A 24892-nucleotide genomic window follows, 5' to 3' on the forward strand; every position below is an offset into this window, starting at 1 on the left:
TCCTTGAGGCTCCGGCGCCTGCCTGCGTGGCAAACTGCACGTTCCTGCTAACCTGAGAAAAAGATCAGTGAAGTGCGAACATGTTGCCACCCGAGTTCAATCCCATGTATGAACGTTCCCGTAGCTCTCTGAGTGCTTAATTTATAGGAACTTTTTACGGGACCGGGATTCTTCAGTTGGGCTTATCGGAAAATGACATTCGGGCGCAGTTGCACCGCCTTTTGAAGCATCAAGATTTCACCGCCACACCCCAGCGCCGCGCTTTTCTGTCTTATATCGTGGATGAGTATCTGGCCGGGCGCGCGGACCAAATCAAAGGCGTGTCCATCGCCATGTCCGTTTTCGGCCGGGATGAAACCTTCGATCAGCAAATTGATCCGATTGTCAGGCTTGAAGCGAGGCGACTGCGTCAAGATATAGACGGCTACTATGCTGGGCCCGGCCGATCAGATCCCATTCGATTGACCATTCCCAAGGGCGGCTATGCCCCAAGGTTTGAAAGCGTTGCCCCCCCGGCGGAACCAGTACCGGCACAGCCTGCGCCCCCTCATGTTTCCGGCTTCGGCCCCCGGCGATTTTTCAGGGCTGGGTTGGCTGTTTTCGGGGCTTTGGTGCTTTGCGCCTTGATCTGGGTTTCTTTTTTTGCGTCGTCCACAAAAACGGCTCAGCTCTCGGTTCAACCGTTGCCGCAGGGTCCTGTGGTTGCGGTACTGCCATTCGACACTCTGGGTGAGGGGCCAAGCTATTTCGCCGATGGCATTACTCAGCAACTGACCAGCGAGCTGGTCCGGTTTCGTGATATTTGGGTTCTCCCTTTGGGCAGCGTGCGGAGGTTTTCGCAAGGGGGCACGGATTCACAAGCTTTGCGCGCAGAGTTCGACGCGGATTTCGCGCTGGAAGGCAGTGTCATGGACATGGGCGACACGGTAGAATTGTCTGCCCGTCTCATAGACCTCAAGAGCCAGCGCTACATCTGGGTTCACGAATACAAGGTTGGCAGCTCACCCAGTGACATCTATGCCGCGCAAGACATGGTCATACAGGATGTGATCGGAAAACTTGCGGGTAAATACGGTGTTCTTACGCAAGACGCGATGAAGAAGGCGGCGCGCACCCCGCCCGGAAACCGTGATGCCCTTGACTGCGTGTTGAGTTACTACAGCTATCAGGTCACAATCGATCTTGATCGGCACCACGCAATCAAGGCCTGTATCCTGAGAGCGCTTGAACAAAACCCCGACTATGCCGAAGCGTGGGCAGTACTGTCCAACCTGTATCTTCAACAAGTCCGGTTTAGTCTTGGCGGAGACCGCCAAGATCTTTTTGCGGCCGCGGATGCGGCTGCGCGTCGGGCGGTGGAGATTGATCCAAATTTGGCTGCCGGGTATTTGATGCTGGCCAACATGCGCTTTGTTCTTGGCGATATTCAGGGGTTTCACCAGGCGGGTCAGGTCGCAATTGATCTGAGCCCGAATGACACGGCTGTTCTGGCGCATTACGGAATGAGATTGGCCTTCAGTGGCGAATGGGACGAAGGGCTGACCTTCGTGGAACGGGCCATCGCCCTGAACCCGGTCCATCCGCACTGGTATCGTTTCCCGCGTGTCATTTATGAGTTCGATCAGGGAAACCACCAGCAGGCCCTGACAATTCTGGATCAAATCGACATGCCGAACTTCTTTTGGACGCATCTGTGGGGGGCTGCCTTGAATGGTGAGTTGGGGAATCAAGAAGCGGCCCAGGCGTCATTGAATGAACTGCGGGCGCTACAGCCAAATTTCGCATCAAAGGCGCGGGACATTTTTTCAATCTGGCAATTCGATGACTCGTTTCAGAGGAAACTGATGAACAGTCTTCGTAAAGCCGGCCTGCAAGCCGAAGCTTGACGACATCTGACCGAAGGAAATCTTCGAAGCCGGGAATTCTGAATGCCGTCGCCCCCGAGCCGTGCCGAGGTGTCGGCGGCGGGCTCGACCGTCACGTCGCCGAAGATCAGCCGCAGCTGACCGCCCGGCTTTCACCGCATCCGGCCACCGACGAAGCCCGCTCTCGGAGATCCCTTCGCCATGCGATCCGGGAAATGCAGTCTGAGCATCCAACGCAAAACGTACTCTCCGTCATGAGATAGACATCGCCTCGCGGGCCGGCCGGGGCGAGCAGTGTGACGCTCAGCCGCCGCGCAGCTCACTTTGTCGGCATGGCGGTCGCCGGGACAGCTGATCAGAAATCAATCTCTACACCCGGTAGGTTCAGCTCTTTCATCATGTCACGCAATTCCTGCCGGGCGGCGATGTTCGAGATGTTCAGCTGTTTGACGCCTATGTCCTTCAGGTCCAACAGGGTCAGGCCGCGCGGGAACAGTTCGCGGAAGATAACCCTCTCGGAAAAGCCCGAGGCGACGCGGAAGCCGATGCGCTGGGACAGCATTTCGATCGCGCGTTGCATCTTTTCCTTGTTGACCATGCGCTGCGTACCGACCCGGTTGCGGACAACGACCCAGTCGATCGGCTTCAGCCCCGCCTGTGCCCGCAGTTGACGAGCGTTCCAGACCATTTCGGAATAGACGGACGGGCCAAGGATTTTTTCGCCCTTCGAGTCGATCCGCGCCAAAAGGTCGAAGTCAATGAAGCTGTCGTTCAACGGGGTGATCAGGGTGTCGGCCAGCGAATGCGCCACCTGACTCAGACGGGTGTGAGACCCCGGGCAGTCGATCAGAATAAAGTCGCTGTCGCTTTCTAGCTGGGATACGGCAGCAGACAGGCGATGGTCATAGATGTTCTCGCCCGGTTTCAACGTTGCGGCATCGATCTCGGGCAGGTCGTGATGGCGCGGGCTGGGAAGGGTCAGGTCCGAGCTCTTGAGGAAGTTGTTGCGGTTCTCGAAGTATCGTCCCAGACTGCGCTGACGCAGATCCAGATCCAACGTGCTGACCTTGTGTCCCAATCGGGCCAGCGCGGTCGCCACATGCATCGACACGGTCGATTTGCCTGCGCCACCCTTTTCGTTCCCGACCACAATGATATGTGCCATGCTTGTATTCCCAAGTCCCGCCGTGCTTCACTACACGTTGTTGTCAGCCACTATATGTTGTGTCGGCGGCGAAGGAAAGAACCTCAAGCGGCGCTTTCGGGCAATATCAGACTCCAATCGGGAAAACCCAACGCCGTGCACGGGTTACACAGGGCGCTTGCCATTGCAATGGCACTGATTCACTGTCGACAAACGGTTTCGGCAAGGAGTTTTTTGCTTGGAGCACCTGTTCCTGAATGTTTTGAACGTGGTTCTGCCTGTCCTGATCTGCGCTGGTATTGGCTATGTTCTTGCCGTGATTCAGGCGCCTTTCGACAACAAGGTCATTGGCGGGATCGTCTCAAAAGTCGGCTATCCGACATTGATCATTTCTCATCTGTCGAGCACCGAACTGGCCGTGGGCACGTTTCTTGACATGATGACCGCCGCTGCCCTTGCGGTGGCCGGTTTCGGGGTGTTGGGGTATGTCGGGCTCAAGGTTCTTCGCTTGCCGGTGAGGGCCTTTCTGACGCCGTTGATGCACGGGAATGTCGGCAACATCGGCCTGCCAATCACTTTGCTGGCGCTGGGCGATGCAGGTATGGCCTATACCATGGCGTTCGTGGTGGTTGTGCTGATCAGCATCTTCACCGTCGGCATGTGGATCCCGGCCGGAGAATTCTCGCCCAAGAAACTGGCGACGTCCCCGATTATATATGCCGTGGGCCTCGCCCTGATCCTGATGGCAACGGGGCAGAGCCTGCCGCAACCGGTCGCAAAGTCCTTTGACATCTTGGGTGGATTGTCCATCCCGCTCATGCTGCTGACCCTGGGGCATACGCTCGCGACGCTGCGTGTGAAAAGCCTAGGTCGCGCGGTTCTGCTAACGGCCCTGCATCTGGCGATGGCGGTTGCAATTGCCAGTGTTCTGATCTGGTTGTTTGGTTTCACGGGAACCGAGCGGGGTGCGCTGATCCTGTGTTGCCTGATGCCTTCTTCCGTGGCGACTTATCTGTTTATCGACCAGCATGTTCCGGAATACGGGCCGGATGTGGCGGGGTTCATTCTTGTCTCGACGCTCGGTACTGTGCTGGTGCTGCCCGTTGCGCTGTCTTACTGGATCTGACGCAACTCTATGCGCAGGGCCAGAAATCGTTAAACTGATGATGATTGTATTTAACATTCTTGGTCAGTGGGTGTTTTATGGCCGATGAGAGCTCGGCAAGTGTATCTCCGCAGTCCCGCGCCCGCGTGGTGCTGGCCATGACGGCCATCTGCATGATGGTCGTGGGGTTCAACACCACCGCTGTGTCCACCATATTGCCCAATCTCAGGGCCGAGTTCGATTTGACCCCGTCAGGTTTGCAATGGGTGATGGCCACGTATTCCGTGACCAGCGCCACACTTGTCTGCATCGTCAGCCGGCTGGGTGACATTACCGGCAAGATGGGCGTGTTCTTTTTTGGCATGATCGTCTTTGCAATCGGGTCTGCCTTTGCCCTGTTGGCGCAGGATGGGGCGATGCTGCTTATCGGGCGCGGCGCGCAAGGCGCGGGCGCGGCTGCTTTGTTCGGCACGTCCCTGTCACTGTTGACGGCGGCCACGCCTGAAGAGCAGCGCGCCAGCGTTACCGGCGTCTGGGGGGCGATTGTCGGTCTGGCGATCGGTGTCGGGCCCATCGTCGGTGGCGCTTTCGGCCACTATGTCAGCTGGCGCGCCGTCTTTGCAGCCGACCTGGTTCTGCTGGCTGTGGCCTTTGCCATCGGGCTGCATGTCAGCAAACGGAAATACGTTCCCGATACCCGCCTTGCCGGGGCAAAGTTCGATTATGCGGGGGCCGTTGCCATTCTGTTTTTCCTCGGGCCATTGTCCTTTGCGCTCAGCAACGGGGAAAGCGGCGGGTGGACTTCGCCTTTGACACTGGTGCCCCTGGTCGTGGCGGCCGTGTCGACAATTGCCCTTGTCATCGTATCCCGCCGCAGCGACGATCCTTTGATCGAGCTTCGGTACTTTCGCCATCCGCGTTATCTGATGGCTGCGGCGGGGATGTTCTTTACTGGCTTCACGCTGTTCTGCTTCTTCGTCTATTTCAATACATTCGTCCAATCGCCCGATGCCTTTGGGTATTCGTCCATCGGTGCGGGGCTGGCGATCATGCCGCTCAGCCTCAGCATGTTTTTGATATCGGCCACCGCACCCCGCTTTCTTGCCCCCTACAGCTTTCAATGGCCGATCGCCATTGGCCTGGGGGCGATGGCCTGCGGGTTCCTGCTGCTGATGGCAACAACGAACACAACGCAGTTTTCCGAAATCTGGTGGAAGCTGCTGATCGTCGGTGTCGGGTTGGGCATCTGCTTTTCGCTGTTGCCACGTCTGGGTCTGCGCCTGCTGCCCGAGCAGCATGTGGGGCAGGGTTCTGGGGTCATCAACGCCTGTCTCTACTTCGGAGCAACCCTTGGTGCCGTGGTGGGCGGTCTGGCTGAAGCGATTACCAGACGCCGAGGTCTGTCCGAGGTGATCGACGCGTTGCCTGCCGGGTCAACCCAGCGCGAGAATCTGGCCCATGCGCTGACACACGGAACGCCGAACCAGATACAGCAATTGATATCGGGGATGGATCCGACTGCGGGAGACACATTGGCGAAGGCCCTGCGGGATGTGCAGGACAACGCCTTTGACAATGCCATGTTAGTTGCCGCGATTGCGGCACTGGTCGGAATGACTCTGGCGCTGATGTTGTTGCGCGGGCCGGTTCCCCCTGTACACAGTGCGGCGGAATTGACCCGCAATCCGCGACAACCAAGCCCCTAACCGCCGAGGTAAACCCCTTTTTGCGGGCGAAAAAAGACCTTCTGATCGTGTAGCTTGCCCAGAAGTTCGTGAATGCGCCTCAACGTGTCTTCCCGGTCGGTCCTGCTGTCCTCTGGTTCATCCGAAGCAACATGTGACAACGAAGCGATCGAGTCGCGCAACGCCGTTTCAATCAGATCCATATCATCGACTGAAAGCTCGATCATGTCATTGTACTGGGGCATGTCCGGGTCTCCGTGGAAGCTGAGTGTTGGTTAACCGGAGTGTAGCATCCCTGGGCCTTTGCCAAAACGCATCTTGTTCGGTTAGTCCGGTTTCGCGTCCATAAGACACATGGAAGCTTCCAACAAAAAAGGCCGCCCCCAAGGGACGGCCTTTCGAAATCGAAACCGGTCAGACTTAGAAGCCCAGACCTTCGTATTTCTTTTTGAACTTCGACACGCGGCCGCCGGCGTCCATCAGGCGCGACGAACCACCAGTCCATGCAGGGTGCACGGAGGGGTCGATTTCCAGAGCCAGCTGGTCGCCTTCGGCGCCCCAGGTGGATTTCATCTGAACCACGGTGCCATCGGTCATTTTGACGTCGATGACGTGATAATCGGGATGGATGTCTTTTTTCATCTTTCCGTTCCTTACGCTTCGGCGCCAGCCTTGGGCTTGTAGTTCGTGACCTCTGCGATACGTGCGGATTTACCGCGGCGGGTGCGCAGATAGTACAGTTTGGCGCGACGAACGCGGCCACGGCGGACAACGGTGATGCTGTCGATGTTGGTCGAATACAGCGGGAACACACGCTCCACGCCTTCGCCGAACGAAATCTTGCGAACGGTGAACGAACCGGCAATGCCATTGCCGTTGTTGCGCGCGATGCAGACGCCTTCGTAGTTCTGCACACGGGTGCGCGACCCTTCGGTCACCTTATAGCCGACACGAATGGTGTCACCGGCCTTGAAGTCGGGGATGTCTTTCCCCAGGGCGGCAATCTGTTCCGCCTCAAGCTGTGCGATAAGATCCATCGCAGGTACTCCTATATGCTCGTGGTTGGCCCACGAAGTTTGGGCACGGCCTGAGAGCTCTTGGTCTTCACCGGGTCCTGCATGCAGCCCGCCAGAGGTCAGATCGAATGTTCCTTTGGTCTGGTTTGATCTGACACATCCCCGCCGAAGAAAGCCGGGCTTTAAGCCGATAATCAAACCAAAACACCGGAGTCGCAGAATGCGGCACCGGATTGCGGTCGTTTAAGGGTATTGAGTGCCGGGATCAAGAACAAATCGTATGGCGAAGCAGTGGGAATCCGCCTTTCGAAAATCCCACCGTTGCCACAGCGGTCAGATCAGGCATTCTGAAGGAAATTGAAAGAGCAGAAATTTCAGACAGGACCCCATGATGCGAATTGCACTTATGCTGACGATTGCAGCCGCTTTGCTTATGTCGTGCGGACGCGGCGGCCCGAAACCGCAGGTCGTGGAGCCCACGCCGGGCGTGGACAGGACGGCACCGTCCGTAATCTATCCTGATTTTGGGGACGCCGATCCGCATGAGTGGGAAGGCCGTCACCCCGGCTTGTATCCGATCCACGGGCTTGACGTCTCGCGCTGGCAGGGACCGATAGACTGGCCCACAGCCAAAGCTTCGGGCGTAAGCTTTGCATTTCTGAAAGCAACCGAAGGCGGCGATGTGGCGGATCCATTGTTCGACGACCACAGGCGCGGTGCTCAGGCAGCGGGCGTGCCGTGGGGGGCTTATCATTACTATTATTTCTGCCGATCGGCCCAGGAACAGGCGCGTTGGTTCATTCAGAACGTCCCGAAAGGGGCAGATCTGCCGCATGTTCTTGACATGGAGTGGACGCCGCATTCCAAGACCTGCACGTTGCGGCCCGATGGCAGAACCGTCCGCGCCGAAGCGCAGCGCTTTCTGGACATTCTCGAACGGCATTATGGCCGGCGTCCCATCGTCTATACGACAGTGGATTTCTTTGCGGATACGGATATCGGGCGTTTGCCCAAAACCGAGTTCTGGTTGCGATCCGTCGCAGGCCATCCGCGTCAGGTCTACCCCAGAACGGTCTGGCGGTTTTGGCAATACACCGGCACCGGGCTGGTGCCGGGGGTTCAGGGCAGGGTGGACATCAACACGTTCAACGGCACCCCAGAAACTTGGGCCAGCTGGAAAGCGCGCCGCTAGTTCTTGGCTGTTCCGTAGGTTTCGATAGTGCCGCCCCCGACCAGGTGGTCCAGCCGCCGTTCGCGTTCATCACCAAAGGCGTTGCGCACCCAGAACGATTCACCCGCGGTCAGTTCGCGCCGCTCGAAACCGCGTGCGCGCAGGCAGCGATCAACCTGATCGATTTCGCCCTGTTGACGCAGCTCGTCCTGAAATGGCGCGGTGACCGCAGGTCCGATGATGATGCCCCAAAGCAGGATATTGGTTGCATAACCGCCAATTACGGCGCTGTTGCCGCCCTCGTCAGCTTCCTGAGAGCAGGAATCAACGGCAACCTTCGCAGAGTGCAGATTGTGACCGGCTTGCGTCGGAACGGACATCCCAAGCGGTTTGGTGGTACAGGCGGAGGCAACCAGTAACGTGCCAAGCAATAGCTTTTTCATAATGCATTCTATTTCACTTCTTTTTACCCAAAAACCAATGGGGCATGGAAGTGAATAAGTTTAGGTGTGTTCAACTTCAAATGGCATTCTGACAAACATCGAAACTGAGGCATCCCGGCCACAACGAGCGGGTCTAGTCCTGGGTTTCCGATGTGGCTTTGACATATTCCGCCCAGATATCAGGACGCCGTTCGCGCGTGATGTCTTCTGCCATTTTATGCCGCCATTCCGCGATCCGGCCATGATGGCCCGACATCAGAACCTCGGGGATCGGGCGCCCTTTCCAATTTGCGGGGCGGGTATACTGGGGGTGTTCCAGCAAACCCGAGGCAAAACTTTCCTCTTCTGTCGAAGCCTGATTTCCAAGCACTCCGGGAATCAGCCGTACCGTGGCATCGATCAGGGCTTGTGCCGCGATTTCGCCGCCGGTCATGACGAAATCACCCAACGATACCTCTTGAACGCCGTAATGTTCCAAAACGCGCTCGTCCACGCCTTCAAAACGACCGCACAGAAGGGTCATGCCGTCACAACGGGCAAGATTCTGCATCATGCGCTGGTCCATGCGACGCCCGCGCGGGCTGAGGTAGATCAGCGGCCAGTTTCCTTGAATGCCTGCCATCGCATGTTCGATCGCGTCACCCAGAACATCGGCCCGCAGAACCATGCCCGCGCCACCCCCGGCCGGGGTGTCATCAACATTGCGATGTTTGCCTATTCCGAACTGTCGCAGATCCACTGTTTCCAGTTGCCAAAGCCCCTCCTGCAAGGCCTTGCCTGTCAGGCTTTCACCCAGAACACCGGGAAAGGCGGACGGGAACAAAGTGATGATCTTGGCTTTCCAGACCCCGTGCAGATCAGGGCTCGGCGTCATCAGCTCGCGTGGTTTCAGGGAAGGACGGATCGCCTTGCGGCCGTGGGATCTGCTGGGTTTCTCTGTCATGTCTGGCGGGCCAGTTCGTTCTGTGCGGATTGAATCAGAGCTTTCTTCTGGGTGATCATGGCGGCGTCGTCCAGCGAGGATCGGTTCAGCGCCAGGATTTCCTGTAGCACATCGTCTGAAAATGTTGGCGTGCCATGTGCAGGCCCGACAAGCTGTGACGAAAGCTCGGGTGGCAGGTTCAAAAATTCGGCCAACGGCGCACCTGCACCAAGGCGGTGGTTCTGCAACGCTTCCATCCACTCTGTTCTGACCGTAACGGATGGCAGCCGATTCCGGACCGCATCAGCAGTTTCCTTAAGGGATGGCAAATGGGCAAGTTCGGAGGAAAAGGCGTCCAAATCCTGCACCATGCGTGATTTCTGCAAGTCGTGTGCCCACAGGCTCCGCAGCCATTGATCGCGGGCGCGCAAGGATATGTAGATCGTGATGTCGGTTTCATGACCCAGAAACCGACGCCGCACGACGCTGACCAGAGTTTCCGCCAGTTCCGGTGCAGCACCGTATCCTTCTCGCTTGTTTCTGCTGGGGCGCAAGCCTGCGAAATTCTCTTCGCTCAGGATCAACCCCCGGCGTGCGCCGAAATCCAGATCGTCCAGAAACGCGTGCAGGTGGCTTCCAAAACCCGCCAATGTGGAATCCAGCCGGTAAAGCGAGTGACGCGTGGCGTTCTCGCTCAAGCCGCTGTTGCGCGTTTTGTAGGGCAGTACCAACGCGAAGCGCGGCCAGATCAGTTTCCGGTTTTCATGGAGGAAGGACTGTGCTGCGGTCATGCCTGTCTTGTGCAGGCCCAGATGCAGCAGGACCCGACGCATCAGATCAGGCCTTCGGGCGGGTCGGCCACGATACGGCCTTGTTCCAGATCCACCGTGGGTACAACTTGCATCGTGAAAGGCAGCAAAACCGTGGTTTTCAGGCCCGGCCCGTGCAATTCCAACAAGTCCGCGGCGCCGTGGTTCTGCACCGATTTGACCTTGCCCAGCAAGGTGCCTCCGGTGTCATAGACATCCAGCCCGATCAGATCGTTGTGGTAGAATTCATCATCGGGCAGCGACGGCAGCTGATCGCGCCTTGCATAAAGGCGCAACCCATTCAGGGCATCCGCCTGTTCCTTGGTTTCAACGCCACCAAGGCGGGCCGCGAATCCGTTCTTGATGGCGCGCGTCAGTACCACCGGATAACGCTCTTTGCCCGCTTCATCGGTCAGCGGCGAATAGGTCTCGATATCTTCGGGAACGGCGCAAAAGCTTTTCAGCCTCACCTCGCCTCGCACACCGTAAGCCCCCGCAATGCTGCCGACGCAGATCAGATCACTCATTGGCTGCCCCAGTCGTCAAACATATCCCGTTTCTCCATTCGCCAAGCCCGTTGCAGGCTTCACGCTGGTTGTTGCGCTCGAAGAACACGCCCACAATAAAGGCGATCAACAGCAGAATGGGAAGTCGTATCAATCCGAACATGAGGCCCTACCTTGTTTCGATCGTCAGGCCCTGCGCCCGGGTTTCCCAGCCGACCTGTTCCAGTTCAGGTGTATCCGACATCTGTTCCGGCCGGCCGACACAGAAATAGCCGATCAGGCGCCAGGTTTCAGGAGCATTCAGATCGCGCTTCATCTGGTCGGGATCCAGAATGGAAACCCAGCCCAGCCCCAGCCCTTCGACCCGAAGTGCAAGCCAGAACAAAGTGATCGCCGACACGACAGAGTAGCGCCGCATCTCGGGCATCGTGCCGGCGCCAAGTCCCAGCCCTTTTTCGGTGCTGTCGTCGCAGAAGACGGCCAGTTGCACAGGCGCTTCCTGCATCCCGGAAAGCTTCAGACTGCTGTATAGCTGCGCCTTGTCCCCCGAGTAGCCCGCCAAAGCGTGGTCATTGGCGGTGCGAAAATTCTTCAGCGCTGCGGCCCTTGCCGCTTCGCTTTCGACGCGGATCACGCGCCAGGGTTCGCTGAGCCCCACCGAAGGGGCCAGTCGAAATGCGTCGAGGCAGCGCGCCAGCACTGCCTCGTCAATCGTATCGGTGCGGAACCGGCGCACATCCCGCCGGAGCCGCAACAACAGGTCGAACCGCGTGCGAAAATCGTCTGTAAAGGAATGATCCCGCACGCGTGCGCCTGCTTATTCTTCTGCTGCGGCTTCTTCCGCCGGAGCAGCAGCGGCTTCGGCTGCTTCAGCGGCCTTGGCGGCTTTCTCTTCGGCGCGCTCCTGGGCTTTCTTGCCCGGAGTTCCCTTGTTGGGGTTGTTGCGCTCGGCCTTGTCACGGGCACCGGCCGCTTCCAGCATGCGTGCGATACGGTCGGTGGGCTGTGCGCCCTGATCCAGCCAGTACTGGATGCGCTCCATGTTCATTTTCACGCGCTCTTCACTGTCTTTCGGCAGCAGCGGGTTGTAGGTGCCCAGTTTCTCGATGAAACGGCCATCGCGCGGCATACGGCTGTCAGCCGCAACGATGCGATAGAAAGGACGTTTTTTCGAGCCGCCGCGGGCGAGACGAATTTTCATTGCCATGGTGGTATCTCCTTTGAATGGCATCACGCCAGAGGCGTGTCTTTGTTTGAGCCGGCGTGGGTGCCGGTTAGTTCTGGTGCTTGTTGAACCGGAGGTTCACTCTTGATGCTTCCGGTGGTGTCGGATGACTTCCTGAATGATGAAATTCAGGAAAGCCTTGGCGAAATCGGGGTCCAGATCGGCCTCATTCGCCAGGTCTTCTAACCGTGCGATCTGCGCAGCTTCGCGCGAGGGATCGGACGGGGGAAGGTCGTGTTCGGCCTTGAGCTTGCCAACGGCCTGCGTGTGCTTGAACCGCTCGCCAAGCGTGTAGACGAGGATCGCATCCAGCCTGTCGATGCTTTCGCGATGCTCTTTCAACAGCGTGGCAGCCTGTGTCACGGGGTTGGTCATTGGCCGGTCCTTTCGGTGGTCAAGTCAATCTGCGGATGGCGCCAGATCTGAGCGTGCTTGCCCAGAAGTTCGGCATTCTCAAGCTCCAGCGTTGCACCAAGCCGTTCAGCCAAAGCGCGCGAACGATCATTTGCATGGGCGATGTAAGAGATCACACCGTTCAGGCCCTGATGCCGGGCGGCATGATCACGCGCAGCCGATGCAGCTTCAAAGGCCAGCCCCTTGCCTTCGGCTTCTTCCATCAGGGTCCAACCCAGTTCCGGTTCGGCCCAGCCCGGTACGTAGATCATTCCGGCCCAGCCGACGAATGTGCCGCCGGCCTTTTCGGTCAGGTGCCACAGGCCATAACCCCGCAACGCCCAATGACCCAGCCGGTTCGACAGAGAGTTCCAGCATTCGAACGAATCCTTCGGGCCGCCCACCATATGGCTGCGCTCGGTCGCGAAGAATGCGGTCATTGCGGGCAGGTCATCCAGATGCGGCGCGCGCAGGATCAGGCGTTCGGTTTCAATGGTGGGAATGGTGAAAGAGGTCATGCGTATGCCTCCATTCCGCCATTCACCAGATCCGAGGGCGCCGGGTGCCGCCAGATTTCGGATTTTCCGTACTTGGGGTGGTCATAGTGATACTCGAACTGCGCGCCCAGACGCTTGGCCACGGCCTTGCTGGCGTGATTGTCCAGGTCGATCAGTGAGATCGCGGTTTCCCAGCCCAATACATCATAGGCGTAGGCGCGTGCGGTCAGCGCGGCCTCGGTCGCATAGCCCTTGCCGGTGGCGTGGTTCAACAGGGTCCAGCCAACTTCGGGTTCCGGCCAGCCTTCGGGAAACCAAAGCCCGATCCGCCCGACATAGGTGCCGGTGTCTTTTTCATCGACGCTCCAATACCCATAGCCGCGCAAAGCCCAGTGCCCCAGCAGCGAGGCGACCACCCGCCAAACCTCATCCTTCCGCAGAGGGCCGCCGACGAACTTGGCCGCATCGCTTGCAAAGAAGGCAGTGTCCGCATCGACATCGGCCTCGGACGGCGCGCGCAGGATCAGGCGTTCGGTTTCCAGCGTCGGGATCGGCAACGCGAATGTCATGCCTGCACCTCGCGGTAGCGCCAGACATGCTGGGTTGGCCCAAAGGCGCTTTCTGCATCGGCATCACGCGCTGCGCCCAGTCGTTGGGCAAGCGCGTTCGAACGGGCGTTGGATTGCGAAACATAGCTTACGAACTGCCCCGATCCCAGCAGGTCAAATCCGAAATCACGCACGGCGGCGCAAGCTTCGGTGGCATAGCCCTGCATCCGGTGTTCAGCGCCGAACATATAGCCAAGTTCCGGTTCGTGATCGTCCCATTCCAAACCCAGAACGACGAAGCCAATGGCCTGATCATTTCCTTTGAGCGTGACCGTGAACAGGCCGTGACCATGCAGAAGCCAGCCCGCGGTATAATAGGAAAACTCGGTCCACGCGGCTTGCGCGGTGTCACCAAAGCTGCCTTTGCAGATCGACGTCCACACCGGCAGGTCGTCCAGTGTGGGCACGCGCAGTTCCAGCCGCCGGGTCTGAATGACCGGCAGGGCTGCGCGATATTGCGCTGCTGCCATCGCCGCCTTTCCGGACGGGGGCTGGGTACAGCGTGCGGGGGTCACTTTTTCTTTCCGAACCCGCTCAGGCCCGGAGGCAGACCCATGCCGCCGCCCAGACCGGGCATTTTGCCACCCATGGCCTTGGCCGCCTGTTCCAGCGCCTTGGGGTCCATGCCTGCGGCCATCTCCTCGGGGCTGGGGCCGCCTTTGCCGAACATGCCTTTCATGGCCTGTTTCAGCATCTTGCCTTTGCCCATCTTGCCCATCTTCTTCATCATGTCCGACATCTGCCGGTGCATCTTGAGCAGCTTGTTGAGGTCGCTGACCTCCATCCCGGACCCCGCCGCGATGCGTTTCTTGCGGCTGGCCTGAAGGATCTGCGGGTTGGCGCGTTCGCGCTTGGTCATCGACTGGATCATGGCGATTTGCTGGCGCAGTATCCTGTCGTCCAGACCGGCCTGATCCATCTGCTTGGCCATCTTGCCCATGCCCGGCATCATGCCCATCATGCCCTGCATGCCGCCCATCTGGATCATCTGTTCCAGCTGCATTTTCAGGTCGTTCATGTTGAACTGACCCTTGACCATGCGCTTCATCATGCGCTCGGTCTGTTCCATCTCCATCGTTTCCTGGGCCTTTTCGACCAGGGCAACGATGTCACCCATGCCCAGAATCCGACCGGCGATCCGGTCCGGCTCGAAGGTTTCGAGCGCGTCCATCTTCTCGCCCAGACCGACAAAGCGGATCGGCTTGCCGGTGACTGCGCGCATCGACAGCGCCGCACCACCGCGCCCGTCGCCGTCCATCCGCGTCAGAACCACGCCCGAGATGCCGACCTTGGCGTCGAACTCTTCAGCGACCTCGACGGCGACCTGCCCGGTCAGGCCGTCAACCACCAGCAGCGTCTCGCGCGGGTCAACGGCGTTGCGGACCTGTTCGACCTCATCCATCAGGACTTCGTCGATGTGCAGACGACCCGCTGTGTCGAGCATGTACACGTCGTAGCCACCCAGCGTCGCCTGCTGTTTGGCGCGCTTGGCAATATCGACAGGTTTCTGGCCGGGAACGATCGGCAGGGTGTCCACTCCGATCTGGGTGCCCAGAACCGCCAGCTGATCCATCGCCGCCGGGCGGTAGACGTCCAGCGAGGCCATCAGGACCTTTTTGCCCTCTTTCTCTTTCAGACGTTTCGCCAGCTTGCCGGTGGTCGTCGTTTTACCCGAACCCTGCAAGCCGACCATCAGGATCGGTGCGGGCGGGTTGTCGATCTTCAGCGCGCCGGGGTCTTCCTCGCCACGCAGGGTGTCAACCAAAGCGTCATGCACGATCTTGACGACCTGCTGACCGGGGGTGATCGACTTGGTGACTGCCTGACCGGTGGCCTGGCTTTGAACTTTCTTGACGAATTCCCTTGCAACCGGCAGCGAGACGTCGGCCTCAAGTAGGGCAACGCGGACCTCACGCAGGGCGGTTTTGACGTCTTCCTCGGACAGGGCGCCCTGTTTGGTCAACCGGTCGAAGACGCCAGAGAGGCGTTCGGATAGATTTTCAAACATGCCTGCGGCCTCCTTAGCCGGTTCTGATTTGGCGCCCCTTAGATAAGGGCAGACGGGTCAATGCACAAACGCCCCCACGGGCGAAACTCGCTGGTGGGGGGCGATCCCTGAACGACTCAAGGGACCGGAAGATCGAAAGGCTTCCGGATGTTTGGCGATCATCTACGCCTCTGGGCCGTGTGAGTCAAGATAAGCTATGTGAGTGTCACATTGCGGGCTATTCTGCGTGATTGAAGCTGAGGGAGGAGGCGATGAAGAATGGTCTGCCGCGAAAGACGACCGACTATGTCGGCGAAGTGACCAACACCGATATATGGTCCGGATTCGAGATCCGGCCCAGCGACGTTTTTGTGTGCACACCGCCCAAATGCGGCACCACTTGGACGCAAACACTGGTGCGCATGCTCATCACCGAAACGGCCGACCCCAGTGTGTACGACAACAGGGTTTCACCGTGGCTTGATTGCAGTTTTCGCGATCGGGTGGCGCAGGCGGATGAACTGAGCGCGCAAAGCCATCGGCGCTGTATCAAGACACATACCCCGCTTGATGGCATCTTGTTCTCGCCAAATGCGCAATATCTGGTTGTTCACCGCCACCCGGTTGACGTTCATTTTTCAATGCGCCGCCATGTCGAGAATATGAAGCATGACTGGCTTGATTACCTGTTCCCCGACGATCTGTCGGAAGCTTTCGACATGTTTTTGAACCGGCCCGCGTCGTCCAAGGGCACAGATGACCTGACCCTCAGATCGATCATTCATCACTTCCATTCCTTTTGGATGTATCGCGACCTGCCAAACATCCATTTTCTGCACTATGCCGAGCTCAGCCGAGATCTTCCGGGACAGGTCGCGCGCCTTGCACGGATCATGGACATCGAAATTAACCCGGATCTGGTCAAGGACATAGCCGAGGCCGGCAGTTTCGGATCGATGAAAAACAATGCCATACGTCTGGAGCAAACCCCCGGATTCACCAGCGGTTTTCACGACTTTGCGCAGTTCTTCTCTTCGGGCACAAGCAACAAGTGGGAAGGCAAGCTGACCGAGCAGGACATGGCGCGATATGACTCCTGCATGTCCCGGCTGGTCTCAGCCGAAGAACGATTGTGGCTGGAACGCGGCCTGACCTCTTAATTCGTCCCGACTGCGCGACGGTCTTGGCCGGGCTTAGATGGAAGCCAGTCATTCACCGCCTCGGCCAACCGGCGAGAGCCGGAGCCGCTGGAAAACGCTTCGACAATGGGATGGCGGCCCGCGCTCATGCCTTTCTCAAGAACAAGGACCGGGCGATACAGCGTCGAGGTGCCGTTTTTGCTTCGGGATATCGTGCTTTCGATTTCTGCGTGGGACAGGTTGGACAGTTTGTGTTCAACCGCTTCGTAACCAAAAACCGATTGGCGGCGGATCAGGATACTGTCCTTGTTCCGATCCAGAATGATCTGAACCCGTCTTACGAAAACGCAAAACGTACCAAACCCAAGACCTCCTCCGCCAAGGGCGAAGATCAGGCCGAACCAGATGCCTTCGCCGCCCGTGCTCATCAGAAAAATACCGGGGCCGACAAAGGCCAGAATGAAAATGACCAGCGTGATACCGATGAACCAGGGCGTATTGGCGATGATCAGTTGGTTCGGGGTGTCTCGGGTCACTTTCATGGCGGTACTCTAGCACCGTTCCAACACCCTGTTCCAGTTTGTTTCATCACCGTCTTGCGTGAAATCAGGCTGAAACGCGCGGGGCAAGGACAGCACCGTCCTTGATCTCGGGCAGTGTGGTTGGCGGGGTCAAGGCCAGGTTCGGCACGCCAGACACTGACTGCGCCAGTGATGCGCGCGATTTTCATTCGGGCGGGTGTCACCCTGGCAATTGTATGTCCCGCGCTTGAATTCCAAGCTTTGTTGCGCGATGAGCAATCCCAAAAAAGCGAGGGCTTCATGGACGCTTCATCCACCTATCAGGACACGTTGCCGCTGAGTTCGGACGCATTGCTGGCGCAGATGGAAGATTGGGGGCTGACCTATCGCCTGCATACCCATGTGCCATTGCGTACGGTTGAGGATGCAAAGGCGGTCGAAGACCAGTTCATGACACCGGGAGAGAACGCGCTGAGGGTCAAGAACCTGTACCTGCGCGACAAGAAAAAGCGCAACTTTCTGGTGACCTTGGAACAAAGTCGCGAGATTGATCTCAAGGCTTTGGGGGCCGAGTTGGGCATAGGCAACCTGTCCTTCGGCTCGGCGGACCGGCTGTTTCAGAATCTCGGCATACGCCCCGGCGCGGTCAGTCCGCTGGCGATGATCAACGGTGTTCAGAATGATGTCAGGTTCTTCATGGATGCGGCGGCACAGCAGGCCGAGGTGATTTACATGCACCCCCTTGTCAACGACCGCACCGTGGCCCTGACGCGGGCCGACATGATGGCCTTTTTCGAGCGCATCGGCTGCGCGGTCACGTGGTTGCCCTGATTACATCAGCGCCTCTTTCAATGCGGCGGCAACATGCGCGGCTGACGGGTTGACGAACAGATGCCCGTCAGCTTCGAACGCCGGATCGTCCAGGTGGTTCGGAAAAGCCAGTGGAAGCTCGGTACAGGCCAGCAGGATCGCGGTTCCGGGGCTGGCGTGCTTGTCGCAAAACGCCAGCAGACGAGCGCGGGCCGTGTCGGTTGCACCACCATAGAAATCACTGTCGATCATGGCCTGCATCTGGGAAATCTCGGGTTCGGGCAACCGTTCATTCGCGGTAATGCCTTCGGCGGCCAGTCGATCCGCATAGTTGGTGGCCTGCATCGTCACGGTTGTTCCCAGGACCAGAGCCCGTGATGCGCCGGTACCTGCCGTCGCCTCGGCGGTTGCGTCAAAGATGTTGAGGATCGGCATCGAGACACCCTGCCGTATCGCGTGAAGCCGCGCATGGGGGGTGTTGGACGCGATAATGCCAAAATCGCACCCGGCGCGTTCGAGAGTCAGCAGGGCGTCGCGGAACACCGCGTCAAAATCCGCCCAGCTTGCCTCATCACCGGCGACACCGCGCAGGGCGCGCGTTCTGGCCTGCGTAACGGATTCGATGGTCATCGGTGGGACTGGCAAAGGCGAACCATGGCCGCGTTCCGCGTGATAACGCCCGGCCCCTTCGGCAATCGCCCGGTAATAATCGACGGTCGAGGCCCAGCCCACACCGCCCAGAATGCCGATTTTCTTCATGTGGCCCATCCAGTCTGCCTGTTTGCTCGCATGCAGACTGGACGTTTCCACGCTCGTTGGCCAGAGGCGATCAGGCTGCAAGCTCCGCAACCGCCTTGTGGGCATTTTCCAGCGCCGCATCCGGGTTCACGGCCATCTGATCAGCGGCGATGACGTCGATGTCATGAATGCCGATGAAACCCAGAACGTGGCGCGCGTAATTGGTGGCGAAATCAGCTTCGGATCCGACGGGAACACCGCCCGATGCGATGGCCAGAATCGCACGTTTCCCTTCCAGCAGGCCTTTGGGGCCGTTTTCCGTGTAGGAAAAGGTCAGGCCCGCGCGCGCCACGAGGTCGACCCAGGCCTTGAATGCGGCTGGCACCGAAAAGTTGTAGATCGGCAGGCCGATGACGATGGTGTCGGCCTCGTGCAGTTCGGAAACGAGTTCGTCCGACAGGGCCAGCCGGTCGCGCTGTAGATCGTCGCGCTGCTCGGCGGGGGTGAAACTGGCGGCGATCCAGTCTTCTGTCAGCAGGGGCAGGGGGGTGGCCAGATCGCGGCGGATGATACGGTCTGCGCCCAGTTGCTTGACCACACGGTCAGACAGATCGCGCGTGGTCGAGTTCACGCGGCGGGCGGATGAGTCGATGTGAAGGATCGTTTTGGTCATTGTTTTGGTCCTTTTGGTCAGGGGAATCTTGTCCTGCGCCCAATATGATTGTTGCGTTGATGAACAAAACTCGGATACATCAACAGTTATTGTTGGAAATTGCACAGTGACGACATTGCCATGGACAATTGGGATGAAGTGAGAACCGCCTATCAGGTGGCACGCATGGGGACGGTCAGCGGCGCGGCAGAGGTTCTGGGTGTTCACCACGCCACCGTGATCCGTCACATTGATGCGATTGAGGCGCGATTGGGTGTCAAACTGTTCCAGCGCCATGCCCGTGGGTATACGCCGACCGAAGCAGGCGACGATCTGTTGCGCGTGGCACAGGCGACCGAAGATCAGTTCAACCAGCTTGTCGGCCGGATGAAGGGTCGCGGAGACGATGTCTCGGGTGAATTGGTCGTGACATCCCTGGGGTCTCTTGCCCCGTTGGTGGTGCCGACGCTCACCGCGTTTCAAAAGATGCATCCGGACCTGATCGTGCGATACCTGACGGGCGACCGGCTGTTCCGGTTGGAATACGGTGAGGCGCATGTGGCGATCCGCGCCGGATCGGCCCCTGATCAACCCGACAATGTCGTCCAGCCTTTCCGACAAGAGGAAGTTGGTCTTTATGCCAGCGCCTCGTACATCGAACGGTTCGGCAAGCCATCCGGAATCGAAGATTTTGCACGCCATCACTTCGTCAGTTCCGATGATGAGACCAGCCGCGCGCCGTTCACACGCTGGCTGCGCGCGACGGTACCCGCCGATCGCATCACCTTCCGCTGTACCAACAACTTCTGCATGCGCGAGGCCGTCCTGGCCGGTGCCGGCATCGGCTTCATGGCCCGTTGGGAGGCTGCCCGCCACGACAATCTGGTCGAGGTGATTGATCCGCTGCCGGAATGGTTCGGCAATTTGTGGCTGGTGACCCACGTGGATTTGCACCGCACCACCAAGGTACAGGCCTTTCTGAGCTTTCTGAAAGAAGAAGCCAAAGGCTGGCAGCCATGAGCCCGCAGATGCGTGGCCATCTGGCCATGCTTGCCTTTTCAGCCCTTGTGGCAGGCAGCTTTTCGCTGGGGTCCATGATCGCCAACGAAATCGCGCCAGCCGCCCTGAATGCGGTTCGCTTTGCGATTGCCGCTGCCGTGATTGGTTTGGCCGCCCTGGCGACAACCGGCCTGCCGCGCAGCGCCGCGCAGGCCCCTTGGCGCTATCTGGTGCTCGGGGCTTTGTTCGCCACCTATTTCGTCCTGATGTTCTATGGGTTGCGAACCGCCCCACCTGTCAGTGCGGCGGCGGTGTTCACCCTGACACCAGTTGTCTCTGCCATGGCCGGTTGGGTCTTGTTGCGCCAGATCACGACTCCGCGCATGGCGCTGGCCCTGACCATTGGCGCCGTGGGGGCGCTTTGGGTGATTTTCCGGGCCGATTGGCAAATGTTCCGCGCCTTTGAAATCGGTGGCGGCGAAATCATCTATTTCTGGGGCTGCGTCGCCCATGCGATCTATACGCCCATGATACGCAAGCTGAACCGAGGAGAGCCCGCCGTGGTATTCACCTTCGGTACGCTGGTCGCCGGGTGTCTGTTGTTGGTCGTCTTCGGCTGGTCGGACCTGATGGCAACCGATTGGGCCGGGCTTCCGGCTATTGTCTGGATCGGTCTGTTCTATATTTCGTTATTTGCAACGGCAGCCAGCTTCGTGCTGGTGCAGTTTTCTTCTTTGCGGCTGCCGTCGGCCAAGGTCATGGCCTATACCTACCTGGTTCCCAGCTGGGTCATTCTGTGGGAGATTGCGCTGGGCAAAGGCGTGCCAACCGGTTTGATCCTGGGTGGTGTGGCGCTGACAATCATCGCCCTGCTGATGTTGTTGAAAGAGGAAGTCCCGCCCTCGGTGCCTGTTCGCCGCGCCGTGGAATAAGCCATGTCTTCGCTGGAAAAACCCGACAGATCCTAGATGCATTCCAGAGGTGGAATTTGTTGAGCCAGATCAAGGCGCCCCTGCGGGCTCTTCCATAACCTCTTTGGCAGGCAAATGGAGGAGATCATGTTCAAACATATCATGTTGCCGGTTGACCGGCATCTACCGCCCGAAGTTCGCAAAGCAGCCGATGTTGCCGCGCAGGTTGCAAAATGGCAGGGCGCCAAAATCACTCTGGTCAGCGTTACCGGGGCCCATATGGGTGAATCCTCGGAAACCGAGGCCGAGATCGACAAGGAGTTGGCGGAGTTCACCGAACAGTTGGCCGCAGAAAGTGGATCAGACGTTTCCATGCGCAAAATCCACTCGGTCGACGTTGCCGCAGAGGTGGACAGCGATCTGAACCGCGCGGCCGAGGAGATTGGCGCAGATCTGGTCATTGTCGGCACCCACGCGCCCCGGATCACCGACTATATTTTTTCCAGCCACGCCGGTTATCTGGCGAAACACGCCAGCATGTCTGTTTTTGTGGTGCGCTAGGCCTCGCCCGACTTTGGCAGTTCAGCTTCCAGAAACCGTTCGAACGCGTCCAGATTGACGGGCTCGAATTGTCCGAACCCCTGCATCCAGACCGAAGCGGCGCGCAAGGCGTCGGGTTCCAGCTTGCACCATTTTACCCGCCCGCGTTTTTCCTGACTGATCAGACCGGCCTTGGTCAGTATGACCAGGTGTTTGGAAATCGCCGCCAGCGACATCTCGAACGGTTCGGCCACATCCGTCACCGCCATGTCATCCTCCAGCAGCATCGCCAGAATGGCGCGGCGGGTGGGGTCGGCGAGGGCTGCAAAGACGGTGTCGAGATCGTTGGACATGCGTCCGCTCAACCATAGCTGCCGGGATTGGTCAACCATTTGGTTGAATATGCGGATTCAGGGCCTTGGCGGCGCAATGGTGGCCCTCGAAACCAATGACACGCCCTGTGGGTTCTGAAAATCATAAAATTTTCAATGCTTTAGGCTGCGTCAATGAGGGCATTCAAGGTCGTTGACTCTGGGCGCTTCGCGCCTTAGCACCATGCCCAAGATTGTACGAGGGAAACGCCCGTGACCGATGATGACCAAAAGCAGCGTATGGCGCAGCTTGAGGCCAAGATCGAAGCGGCGAAAAAGGCCAAAGCGCCAAAACCTCGTGCGGATGCTGACGTGTCCGGGGGCGAGCTTGCCTGGCGGATGGTCATCGAAATGGTATCCGGTCTGGGGATCGGATTTGGCATCGGATACGGGCTGGACAGCCTGCTCGGGACGATCCCGATCTTTCTGGTGCTGTTTACATTGCTGGGCCTTGTCGCGGGCGTGAAGGTTATGCTCCGCAGCGCGAAAGAGGCTCAAGAGAAACAAACGGCGGCAACGGCTGCCGAGAAGGACGAGAGGGACTGAACGTGGCAACCGAGACCACCGCAGCAGAAGGCAGCAGCCTGGTATTCCACCCGATGGATCAGTTCATCGTCAAGCCGCTGTTCGGCGACGGTGCAGTAGGCATGTTCACGGTCACCAACGTGACCCTGTGGTTGTTCTTTGCGGTGCTGGCCATAATCGCTCTGCTGGTGCTGCCCACTTCGAAACGCGCCATCGTTCCGACCCGTATGCAGTCGGTGGCCGAGCTGGCCTATGGCTTCATCTACAAGATGCTGGAAGACATCTGCGGCAAGGAAGGCGTGAAATACTTCCCCTATGTCATGACTTTGTTCATGTTCATCGTCTGCGCAAACTTCTTGGGGCTGATCCCGACCTCGTTCACCACCACGTCGCATTTCGCCGTGACCATCCCGCTGGCGCTGGCTGTGTTCCTGACCGTGACCGTGCTGGGTTTCGTGAAGAACGGCGCCGCATTCCTGGGCCTGTTTTGGGTCTCCAGCGCGCCTCTGGCGCTGCGCCCGATCCTGGCGCTCATCGAGCTGATCTCGTACTTCGTACGCCCTGTCAGCCACTCCATCCGTCTTGCCGGTAACGTCATGGCAGGTCACGCGGTTATCAAGGTTTTCGCAGGCTTCGCCGCGATTGCCGTGATCTCGCCCGTGTCGGTTCTGGCGATCACTGCAATGTATGGTCTTGAGGTCCTGGTGGCCTTCATTCAGGCCTACGTATTCACCATTCTGACCTGTGTTTATCTGAAAGATGCGCTGCATCCTTCGCACTAAGGTCCGATACCCCAACATCGAAACTTCCAATTCGTAAGGAGACACATCATGGAAGGCGATCTCGCACACATCGGCGCAGGCCTGGCAGCAATCGGTTCCGGCGCAGCCGCAATCGGGGTGGGCAACGTTGCAGGCAACTTCCTGGCCGGCGCCCTGCGCAACCCTTCGGCGGCTGCTTCGCAGACCGCAACCCTCTTCATCGGTATCGCGTTCGCAGAAGCCCTGGGGATCTTCGCATTCCTGGTCTCGCTGCTGCTGATGTTCGCCGTATAATCTGCGGAACCTGATCCTTACGCGCAGGTGGGTCCAAGCCATAGCGGCCCACCTGTTGTAAAGACACGTTTCCGACGGAGGATATCATGGCGACTGAACCCCTTACAAAAGAGGTAGCTGGCTCGTGCGTCGACTCCTATGGCTCTGCCATCGGGATGCCACAGCTCTGCTTCGATTGGTTCCCCAACCAGATTTTCTGGCTGGTCATTACGCTGGTCGTCATCTTTCTGGTCCTGTCCCGCGTGGCTCTGCCCCGCATCGCGGCAATCCTGGCTGAACGTCAGGGGACCATTACAAATGACCTGGCTGCGGCCGAAGATCTGAAGGCCAAGGCGGTCGAGGCCGAAGAGGCCTATAACAAGGCGCTGGCCGATGCCCGTGCCGAAGCGCAGCGTATCGCTGCCGAAGCACGTGCGGAAATCCAGGCAGGTCTGGATGATGCGATTGCCAAGGCGGATGCGGAAATCGCTGCCAAGGCGGCTGAATCGGAAAAGGCAATCGCCGAAATCCGTGCCGGTGCGCTGGAAAGCATTCAAGTGGTTGCCAAGGATACGGCGGCTGAACTGGTCACCGCACTGGGCGGCGAGGCAGATGCCAAAGCCATCAACAGTGCAGTAGACGCACAGACGAAAGGATAAGTGACATGCGGAACACTCTTGCCCTTATCCTGACCGTTGGTGCCGCCAGCCCCGCGCTGGCTGCAAGCGGCCCGTTCTTCTCGCTTGGCAATACCGACTTTGTCGTCCTTCTGGGCTTCATCGTCTTCATCGCGGTCCTGTTCTATTTCAAGGTACCCGGTATGATCGGCGGTGCGCTGGACAAACGTGCCGAAGGCATCAAATCCGAACTGGACGAAGCCCGTGCTCTGCATGAAGAAGCCCGCAGTTTGCTGGCCTCGTACGAGCGCAAGCAGCGTGAAGTTCAGGGGCAGGCCGATGCGATTGTCGCGGCAGCGAAGGAAGACGCGGCCTTGGCAGCAGAACAGGCGAAAGCTGACTTGGAAAAGTCGATCGAACGTCGTCTGGCCGCGGCTCAGGACCAGATCGCTTCGGCCGAAGCGTCTGCACTGAAGGAAGTGCGTGATCAGGCCGTTTCGGTTGCGGTTTCGGCGGCCAGCTCGGTTCTGGCAAAGCAAATGACCGCAGCGCAGGCCAACAAGCTGATCGATGCATCGATTGCAGATGTGGATGCCAAGCTGCACTGACGGGTGACCCCGACAGACACGTGATACAGACGACCCGAGAGCTTTTGGCTG

General features: G+C 58.8%; 34 protein-coding genes. 14 read left to right on the top strand and 20 right to left on the bottom strand.

The genetic code is table 11. The features are described 5' to 3' along the window. Nucleotides 1-176: 176 nt before the first annotated feature. On the top strand, nt 177-1886 hold the full coding sequence (locus ACR0I0_RS17110; RefSeq protein ID WP_480492330.1) for a tetratricopeptide repeat protein: 1710 nt from the start codon (nt 177-179) through the stop codon (nt 1884-1886). A gap of 334 nt (nt 1887-2220) precedes the next feature. On the opposite strand, the gene ACR0I0_RS17115 is transcribed toward ACR0I0_RS17110, so the two are convergent. Further along, complete coding sequence (locus ACR0I0_RS17115) at nt 2221-3030, bottom strand: division plane positioning ATPase MipZ (RefSeq protein ID WP_152457022.1); 810 nt, start codon at nt 3028-3030, stop codon at nt 2221-2223. A 217-nt stretch (nt 3031-3247) separates the two neighbouring features. On the opposite strand from ACR0I0_RS17115, the gene ACR0I0_RS17120 reads away from it, so the two are divergent. Then, entirely contained in the window at nt 3248-4135 is an 888-nt protein-coding gene (locus tag ACR0I0_RS17120) for an AEC family transporter (protein WP_480492331.1), read from the top strand. A 77-nt stretch (nt 4136-4212) separates the two neighbouring features. Then, nucleotides 4213-5820: an MFS transporter gene (locus tag ACR0I0_RS17125; protein ID WP_171637646.1), complete on the top strand. Its 1608-nt coding sequence runs from the start codon at nt 4213-4215 to the stop codon at nt 5818-5820. Here the strand turns inward: ACR0I0_RS17125 and ACR0I0_RS17130 are convergent. The 3 genes from ACR0I0_RS17130 to rplS form a co-directional block, all read right to left on the bottom strand. Continuing rightward, nucleotides 5817-6044, bottom strand: a complete 228-nt coding sequence (locus tag ACR0I0_RS17130) for a hypothetical protein (protein WP_171637644.1) — start codon at nt 6042-6044, stop codon at nt 5817-5819. The genes ACR0I0_RS17125 and ACR0I0_RS17130 overlap by 4 nt on opposite strands. Nucleotides 6045-6219: 175 nt before the next feature. Next, nucleotides 6220-6441: a 50S ribosomal protein L31 gene (gene rpmE, locus ACR0I0_RS17135; RefSeq protein WP_050605278.1), complete on the bottom strand. Its 222-nt coding sequence runs from the start codon at nt 6439-6441 to the stop codon at nt 6220-6222. 11 nt (nt 6442-6452) lie between these two features. Beyond that, the gene (rplS, locus tag ACR0I0_RS17140; RefSeq protein WP_152457026.1) at nt 6453-6836 is read right to left on the bottom strand and encodes a 50S ribosomal protein L19; all 384 of its coding nucleotides are present in this window, start codon (nt 6834-6836) and stop codon (nt 6453-6455) included. 370 nt (nt 6837-7206) lie between these two features. Here rplS and ACR0I0_RS17145 point away from each other — a divergent pair, with 370 nt between their 5' ends. Further along, the gene (locus tag ACR0I0_RS17145; RefSeq protein WP_480492334.1) at nt 7207-8007 is read left to right on the top strand and encodes a glycoside hydrolase family 25 protein; all 801 of its coding nucleotides are present in this window, start codon (nt 7207-7209) and stop codon (nt 8005-8007) included. Here ACR0I0_RS17145 and ACR0I0_RS17150 read toward each other — a convergent pair. The 12 genes from ACR0I0_RS17150 to ffh form a co-directional block, all read right to left on the bottom strand. After that, nucleotides 8004-8429: a hypothetical protein gene (locus tag ACR0I0_RS17150; protein WP_171229165.1), complete on the bottom strand. Its 426-nt coding sequence runs from the start codon at nt 8427-8429 to the stop codon at nt 8004-8006. The two genes, ACR0I0_RS17145 and ACR0I0_RS17150, sit on opposite strands and share 4 nt — an antisense overlap. Nucleotides 8430-8562: 133 nt before the next feature. Continuing rightward, nucleotides 8563-9372, bottom strand: a complete 810-nt coding sequence (gene trmD, locus ACR0I0_RS17155; RefSeq protein WP_480492336.1) for a tRNA (guanosine(37)-N1)-methyltransferase TrmD — start codon at nt 9370-9372, stop codon at nt 8563-8565. Continuing rightward, nucleotides 9369-10184 (bottom strand): hypothetical protein, encoded by an 816-nt coding sequence (locus ACR0I0_RS17160; RefSeq protein WP_480492338.1) that lies wholly within the window; start codon nt 10182-10184, stop codon nt 9369-9371. The genes trmD and ACR0I0_RS17160 overlap by 4 nt, the downstream gene beginning before the upstream one ends. Next, complete coding sequence (gene rimM, locus ACR0I0_RS17165; RefSeq protein ID WP_171120329.1) at nt 10184-10687, bottom strand: ribosome maturation factor RimM; 504 nt, start codon at nt 10685-10687, stop codon at nt 10184-10186. The genes ACR0I0_RS17160 and rimM overlap by 1 nt, the downstream gene beginning before the upstream one ends. Further along, nucleotides 10680-10829 (bottom strand): hypothetical protein, encoded by a 150-nt coding sequence (locus tag ACR0I0_RS17170; RefSeq protein WP_162896811.1) that lies wholly within the window; start codon nt 10827-10829, stop codon nt 10680-10682. The genes rimM and ACR0I0_RS17170 overlap by 8 nt, the downstream gene beginning before the upstream one ends. 6 nt (nt 10830-10835) lie before the next feature. After that, a complete protein-coding gene (gene bluB, locus ACR0I0_RS17175) occupies nt 10836-11471 on the bottom strand; it encodes a 5,6-dimethylbenzimidazole synthase (protein WP_480492340.1) in 636 nt (211 codons plus the stop codon). A 12-nt stretch (nt 11472-11483) separates the two neighbouring features. Continuing rightward, the gene (gene rpsP, locus ACR0I0_RS17180) at nt 11484-11873 is read right to left on the bottom strand and encodes a 30S ribosomal protein S16 (protein WP_010437590.1); all 390 of its coding nucleotides are present in this window, start codon (nt 11871-11873) and stop codon (nt 11484-11486) included. Between the two features lie 96 nt (nt 11874-11969). Then, the gene (locus ACR0I0_RS17185; RefSeq protein ID WP_170344783.1) at nt 11970-12266 is read right to left on the bottom strand and encodes a chorismate mutase; all 297 of its coding nucleotides are present in this window, start codon (nt 12264-12266) and stop codon (nt 11970-11972) included. Then, complete coding sequence (locus ACR0I0_RS17190) at nt 12263-12802, bottom strand: GNAT family N-acetyltransferase (protein ID WP_171724827.1); 540 nt, start codon at nt 12800-12802, stop codon at nt 12263-12265. Before ACR0I0_RS17190 ends, ACR0I0_RS17185 begins: the two co-directional genes overlap by 4 nt. Next, entirely contained in the window at nt 12799-13350 is a 552-nt protein-coding gene (locus ACR0I0_RS17195; RefSeq protein ID WP_171724828.1) for a GNAT family N-acetyltransferase, read from the bottom strand. The genes ACR0I0_RS17190 and ACR0I0_RS17195 overlap by 4 nt, the downstream gene beginning before the upstream one ends. Continuing rightward, complete coding sequence (locus ACR0I0_RS17200; protein WP_480492342.1) at nt 13347-13859, bottom strand: GNAT family N-acetyltransferase; 513 nt, start codon at nt 13857-13859, stop codon at nt 13347-13349. The genes ACR0I0_RS17195 and ACR0I0_RS17200 overlap by 4 nt, the downstream gene beginning before the upstream one ends. Before the next feature lie 41 nt (nt 13860-13900). Then, on the bottom strand, nt 13901-15397 hold the full coding sequence (gene ffh, locus ACR0I0_RS17205; RefSeq protein ID WP_171120316.1) for a signal recognition particle protein: 1497 nt from the start codon (nt 15395-15397) through the stop codon (nt 13901-13903). 251 nt (nt 15398-15648) lie between these two features. Between ffh and ACR0I0_RS17210 the strand changes: the two genes are divergently transcribed. Continuing rightward, nucleotides 15649-16536, top strand: a complete 888-nt coding sequence (locus tag ACR0I0_RS17210) for a sulfotransferase domain-containing protein (protein ID WP_480492343.1) — start codon at nt 15649-15651, stop codon at nt 16534-16536. Here ACR0I0_RS17210 and ACR0I0_RS17215 read toward each other — a convergent pair. After that, nucleotides 16533-17057 carry a hypothetical protein gene (locus ACR0I0_RS17215; RefSeq protein ID WP_480492344.1) on the bottom strand — a complete coding sequence of 175 codons (525 nt, stop codon included), beginning with the start codon at nt 17055-17057 and terminating at the stop codon, nt 16533-16535. The two genes, ACR0I0_RS17210 and ACR0I0_RS17215, sit on opposite strands and share 4 nt — an antisense overlap. 279 nt (nt 17058-17336) lie before the next feature. Here ACR0I0_RS17215 and ACR0I0_RS17220 point away from each other — a divergent pair, with 279 nt between their 5' ends. Next, entirely contained in the window at nt 17337-17867 is a 531-nt protein-coding gene (locus ACR0I0_RS17220; RefSeq protein ID WP_480492345.1) for a prolyl-tRNA synthetase associated domain-containing protein, read from the top strand. Here the strand turns inward: ACR0I0_RS17220 and ACR0I0_RS17225 are convergent, their stop codons facing one another. Together ACR0I0_RS17225 and ACR0I0_RS17230 are read right to left on the bottom strand one after the other, a co-directional pair. After that, on the bottom strand, nt 17868-18605 hold the full coding sequence (locus ACR0I0_RS17225; RefSeq protein ID WP_480492346.1) for an aspartate/glutamate racemase family protein: 738 nt from the start codon (nt 18603-18605) through the stop codon (nt 17868-17870). 70 nt (nt 18606-18675) lie between these two features. Next, entirely contained in the window at nt 18676-19257 is a 582-nt protein-coding gene (locus ACR0I0_RS17230; protein ID WP_480492348.1) for an FMN-dependent NADH-azoreductase, read from the bottom strand. A gap of 120 nt (nt 19258-19377) precedes the next feature. Between ACR0I0_RS17230 and ACR0I0_RS17235 the strand changes: the two genes are divergently transcribed. From ACR0I0_RS17235 to ACR0I0_RS17245, 3 genes are all read left to right on the top strand, one after another. After that, entirely contained in the window at nt 19378-20256 is an 879-nt protein-coding gene (locus tag ACR0I0_RS17235; RefSeq protein WP_152457042.1) for a LysR family transcriptional regulator, read from the top strand. After that, complete coding sequence (locus ACR0I0_RS17240) at nt 20253-21167, top strand: DMT family transporter (RefSeq protein WP_210093788.1); 915 nt, start codon at nt 20253-20255, stop codon at nt 21165-21167. Before ACR0I0_RS17235 ends, ACR0I0_RS17240 begins: the two co-directional genes overlap by 4 nt. A gap of 126 nt (nt 21168-21293) precedes the next feature. Further along, a complete protein-coding gene (locus ACR0I0_RS17245) occupies nt 21294-21707 on the top strand; it encodes a universal stress protein (protein WP_171637612.1) in 414 nt (137 codons plus the stop codon). Here the strand turns inward: ACR0I0_RS17245 and ACR0I0_RS17250 are convergent. Further along, nucleotides 21704-22039: an ArsR/SmtB family transcription factor gene (locus ACR0I0_RS17250; RefSeq protein ID WP_170344797.1), complete on the bottom strand. Its 336-nt coding sequence runs from the start codon at nt 22037-22039 to the stop codon at nt 21704-21706. The genes ACR0I0_RS17245 and ACR0I0_RS17250 overlap by 4 nt on opposite strands. Before the next feature lie 231 nt (nt 22040-22270). Here ACR0I0_RS17250 and ACR0I0_RS17255 point away from each other — a divergent pair, with 231 nt between their 5' ends. The 5 genes from ACR0I0_RS17255 to ACR0I0_RS17275 all read left to right on the top strand — a co-directional run bounded on the left by ACR0I0_RS17255 (nt 22271) and on the right by ACR0I0_RS17275 (nt 24841). Then, nucleotides 22271-22603, top strand: a complete 333-nt coding sequence (locus ACR0I0_RS17255; RefSeq protein WP_171637611.1) for an AtpZ/AtpI family protein — start codon at nt 22271-22273, stop codon at nt 22601-22603. Between the two features lie 2 nt (nt 22604-22605). Next, nucleotides 22606-23364: a F0F1 ATP synthase subunit A gene (locus ACR0I0_RS17260; protein ID WP_171637610.1), complete on the top strand. Its 759-nt coding sequence runs from the start codon at nt 22606-22608 to the stop codon at nt 23362-23364. A 48-nt stretch (nt 23365-23412) separates the two neighbouring features. Continuing rightward, nucleotides 23413-23637, top strand: a complete 225-nt coding sequence (locus ACR0I0_RS17265; RefSeq protein WP_005981269.1) for a F0F1 ATP synthase subunit C — start codon at nt 23413-23415, stop codon at nt 23635-23637. Nucleotides 23638-23723: 86 nt separating this feature from the next. Continuing rightward, a complete protein-coding gene (locus tag ACR0I0_RS17270) occupies nt 23724-24275 on the top strand; it encodes a F0F1 ATP synthase subunit B' (protein ID WP_171120301.1) in 552 nt (183 codons plus the stop codon). Between the two features lie 5 nt (nt 24276-24280). Beyond that, nucleotides 24281-24841, top strand: a complete 561-nt coding sequence (locus ACR0I0_RS17275) for a F0F1 ATP synthase subunit B (RefSeq protein ID WP_152457049.1) — start codon at nt 24281-24283, stop codon at nt 24839-24841. The last annotated feature ends 51 nt before the right edge of the window (nt 24842-24892 follow it).

The organism is Ruegeria sp. AG6 (assembly GCF_056541565.1).

What these genes read in the sequence shown, in the direction of transcription:
- ACR0I0_RS17115 (WP_152457022.1), bottom strand. Translation starts at nt 3,030, where the DNA reads ATGGCACATATCATTGTGGTCGGGAACGAAAAGGGTGGCGCAGGCAAA.
- ACR0I0_RS17125 (WP_171637646.1), top strand. Translation starts at nt 4,213, where the DNA reads ATGGCCGATGAGAGCTCGGCAAGTGTATCTCCGCAGTCCCGCGCCCGC.
- ACR0I0_RS17130 (WP_171637644.1), bottom strand. Translation starts at nt 6,044, where the DNA reads ATGCCCCAGTACAATGACATGATCGAGCTTTCAGTCGATGATATGGAT.
- rpmE (WP_050605278.1), bottom strand. Translation starts at nt 6,441, where the DNA reads ATGAAAAAAGACATCCATCCCGATTATCACGTCATCGACGTCAAAATG.
- rplS (WP_152457026.1), bottom strand. Translation starts at nt 6,836, where the DNA reads ATGGATCTTATCGCACAGCTTGAGGCGGAACAGATTGCCGCCCTGGGG.
- ACR0I0_RS17145 (WP_480492334.1), top strand. Translation starts at nt 7,207, where the DNA reads ATGCGAATTGCACTTATGCTGACGATTGCAGCCGCTTTGCTTATGTCG.
- ACR0I0_RS17150 (WP_171229165.1), bottom strand. Translation starts at nt 8,429, where the DNA reads ATGAAAAAGCTATTGCTTGGCACGTTACTGGTTGCCTCCGCCTGTACC.
- trmD (WP_480492336.1), bottom strand. Translation starts at nt 9,372, where the DNA reads ATGACAGAGAAACCCAGCAGATCCCACGGCCGCAAGGCGATCCGTCCT.
- ACR0I0_RS17160 (WP_480492338.1), bottom strand. Translation starts at nt 10,184, where the DNA reads ATGCGTCGGGTCCTGCTGCATCTGGGCCTGCACAAGACAGGCATGACC.
- rimM (WP_171120329.1), bottom strand. Translation starts at nt 10,687, where the DNA reads ATGAGTGATCTGATCTGCGTCGGCAGCATTGCGGGGGCTTACGGTGTG.
- ACR0I0_RS17170 (WP_162896811.1), bottom strand. Translation starts at nt 10,829, where the DNA reads ATGTTCGGATTGATACGACTTCCCATTCTGCTGTTGATCGCCTTTATT.
- rpsP (WP_010437590.1), bottom strand. Translation starts at nt 11,873, where the DNA reads ATGGCAATGAAAATTCGTCTCGCCCGCGGCGGCTCGAAAAAACGTCCT.
- ACR0I0_RS17185 (WP_170344783.1), bottom strand. Translation starts at nt 12,266, where the DNA reads ATGACCAACCCCGTGACACAGGCTGCCACGCTGTTGAAAGAGCATCGC.
- ACR0I0_RS17190 (WP_171724827.1), bottom strand. Translation starts at nt 12,802, where the DNA reads ATGACCTCTTTCACCATTCCCACCATTGAAACCGAACGCCTGATCCTG.
- ACR0I0_RS17195 (WP_171724828.1), bottom strand. Translation starts at nt 13,350, where the DNA reads ATGACATTCGCGTTGCCGATCCCGACGCTGGAAACCGAACGCCTGATC.
- ACR0I0_RS17200 (WP_480492342.1), bottom strand. Translation starts at nt 13,859, where the DNA reads ATGGCAGCAGCGCAATATCGCGCAGCCCTGCCGGTCATTCAGACCCGG.
- ffh (WP_171120316.1), bottom strand. Translation starts at nt 15,397, where the DNA reads ATGTTTGAAAATCTATCCGAACGCCTCTCTGGCGTCTTCGACCGGTTG.
- ACR0I0_RS17210 (WP_480492343.1), top strand. Translation starts at nt 15,649, where the DNA reads ATGAAGAATGGTCTGCCGCGAAAGACGACCGACTATGTCGGCGAAGTG.
- ACR0I0_RS17215 (WP_480492344.1), bottom strand. Translation starts at nt 17,057, where the DNA reads ATGAAAGTGACCCGAGACACCCCGAACCAACTGATCATCGCCAATACG.
- ACR0I0_RS17220 (WP_480492345.1), top strand. Translation starts at nt 17,337, where the DNA reads ATGGACGCTTCATCCACCTATCAGGACACGTTGCCGCTGAGTTCGGAC.
- ACR0I0_RS17225 (WP_480492346.1), bottom strand. Translation starts at nt 18,605, where the DNA reads ATGAAGAAAATCGGCATTCTGGGCGGTGTGGGCTGGGCCTCGACCGTC.
- ACR0I0_RS17230 (WP_480492348.1), bottom strand. Translation starts at nt 19,257, where the DNA reads ATGACCAAAACGATCCTTCACATCGACTCATCCGCCCGCCGCGTGAAC.
- ACR0I0_RS17235 (WP_152457042.1), top strand. Translation starts at nt 19,378, where the DNA reads ATGGACAATTGGGATGAAGTGAGAACCGCCTATCAGGTGGCACGCATG.
- ACR0I0_RS17240 (WP_210093788.1), top strand. Translation starts at nt 20,253, where the DNA reads ATGAGCCCGCAGATGCGTGGCCATCTGGCCATGCTTGCCTTTTCAGCC.
- ACR0I0_RS17245 (WP_171637612.1), top strand. Translation starts at nt 21,294, where the DNA reads ATGTTCAAACATATCATGTTGCCGGTTGACCGGCATCTACCGCCCGAA.
- ACR0I0_RS17250 (WP_170344797.1), bottom strand. Translation starts at nt 22,039, where the DNA reads ATGTCCAACGATCTCGACACCGTCTTTGCAGCCCTCGCCGACCCCACC.
- ACR0I0_RS17265 (WP_005981269.1), top strand. Translation starts at nt 23,413, where the DNA reads ATGGAAGGCGATCTCGCACACATCGGCGCAGGCCTGGCAGCAATCGGT.
- ACR0I0_RS17270 (WP_171120301.1), top strand. Translation starts at nt 23,724, where the DNA reads ATGGCGACTGAACCCCTTACAAAAGAGGTAGCTGGCTCGTGCGTCGAC.
- ACR0I0_RS17275 (WP_152457049.1), top strand. Translation starts at nt 24,281, where the DNA reads ATGCGGAACACTCTTGCCCTTATCCTGACCGTTGGTGCCGCCAGCCCC.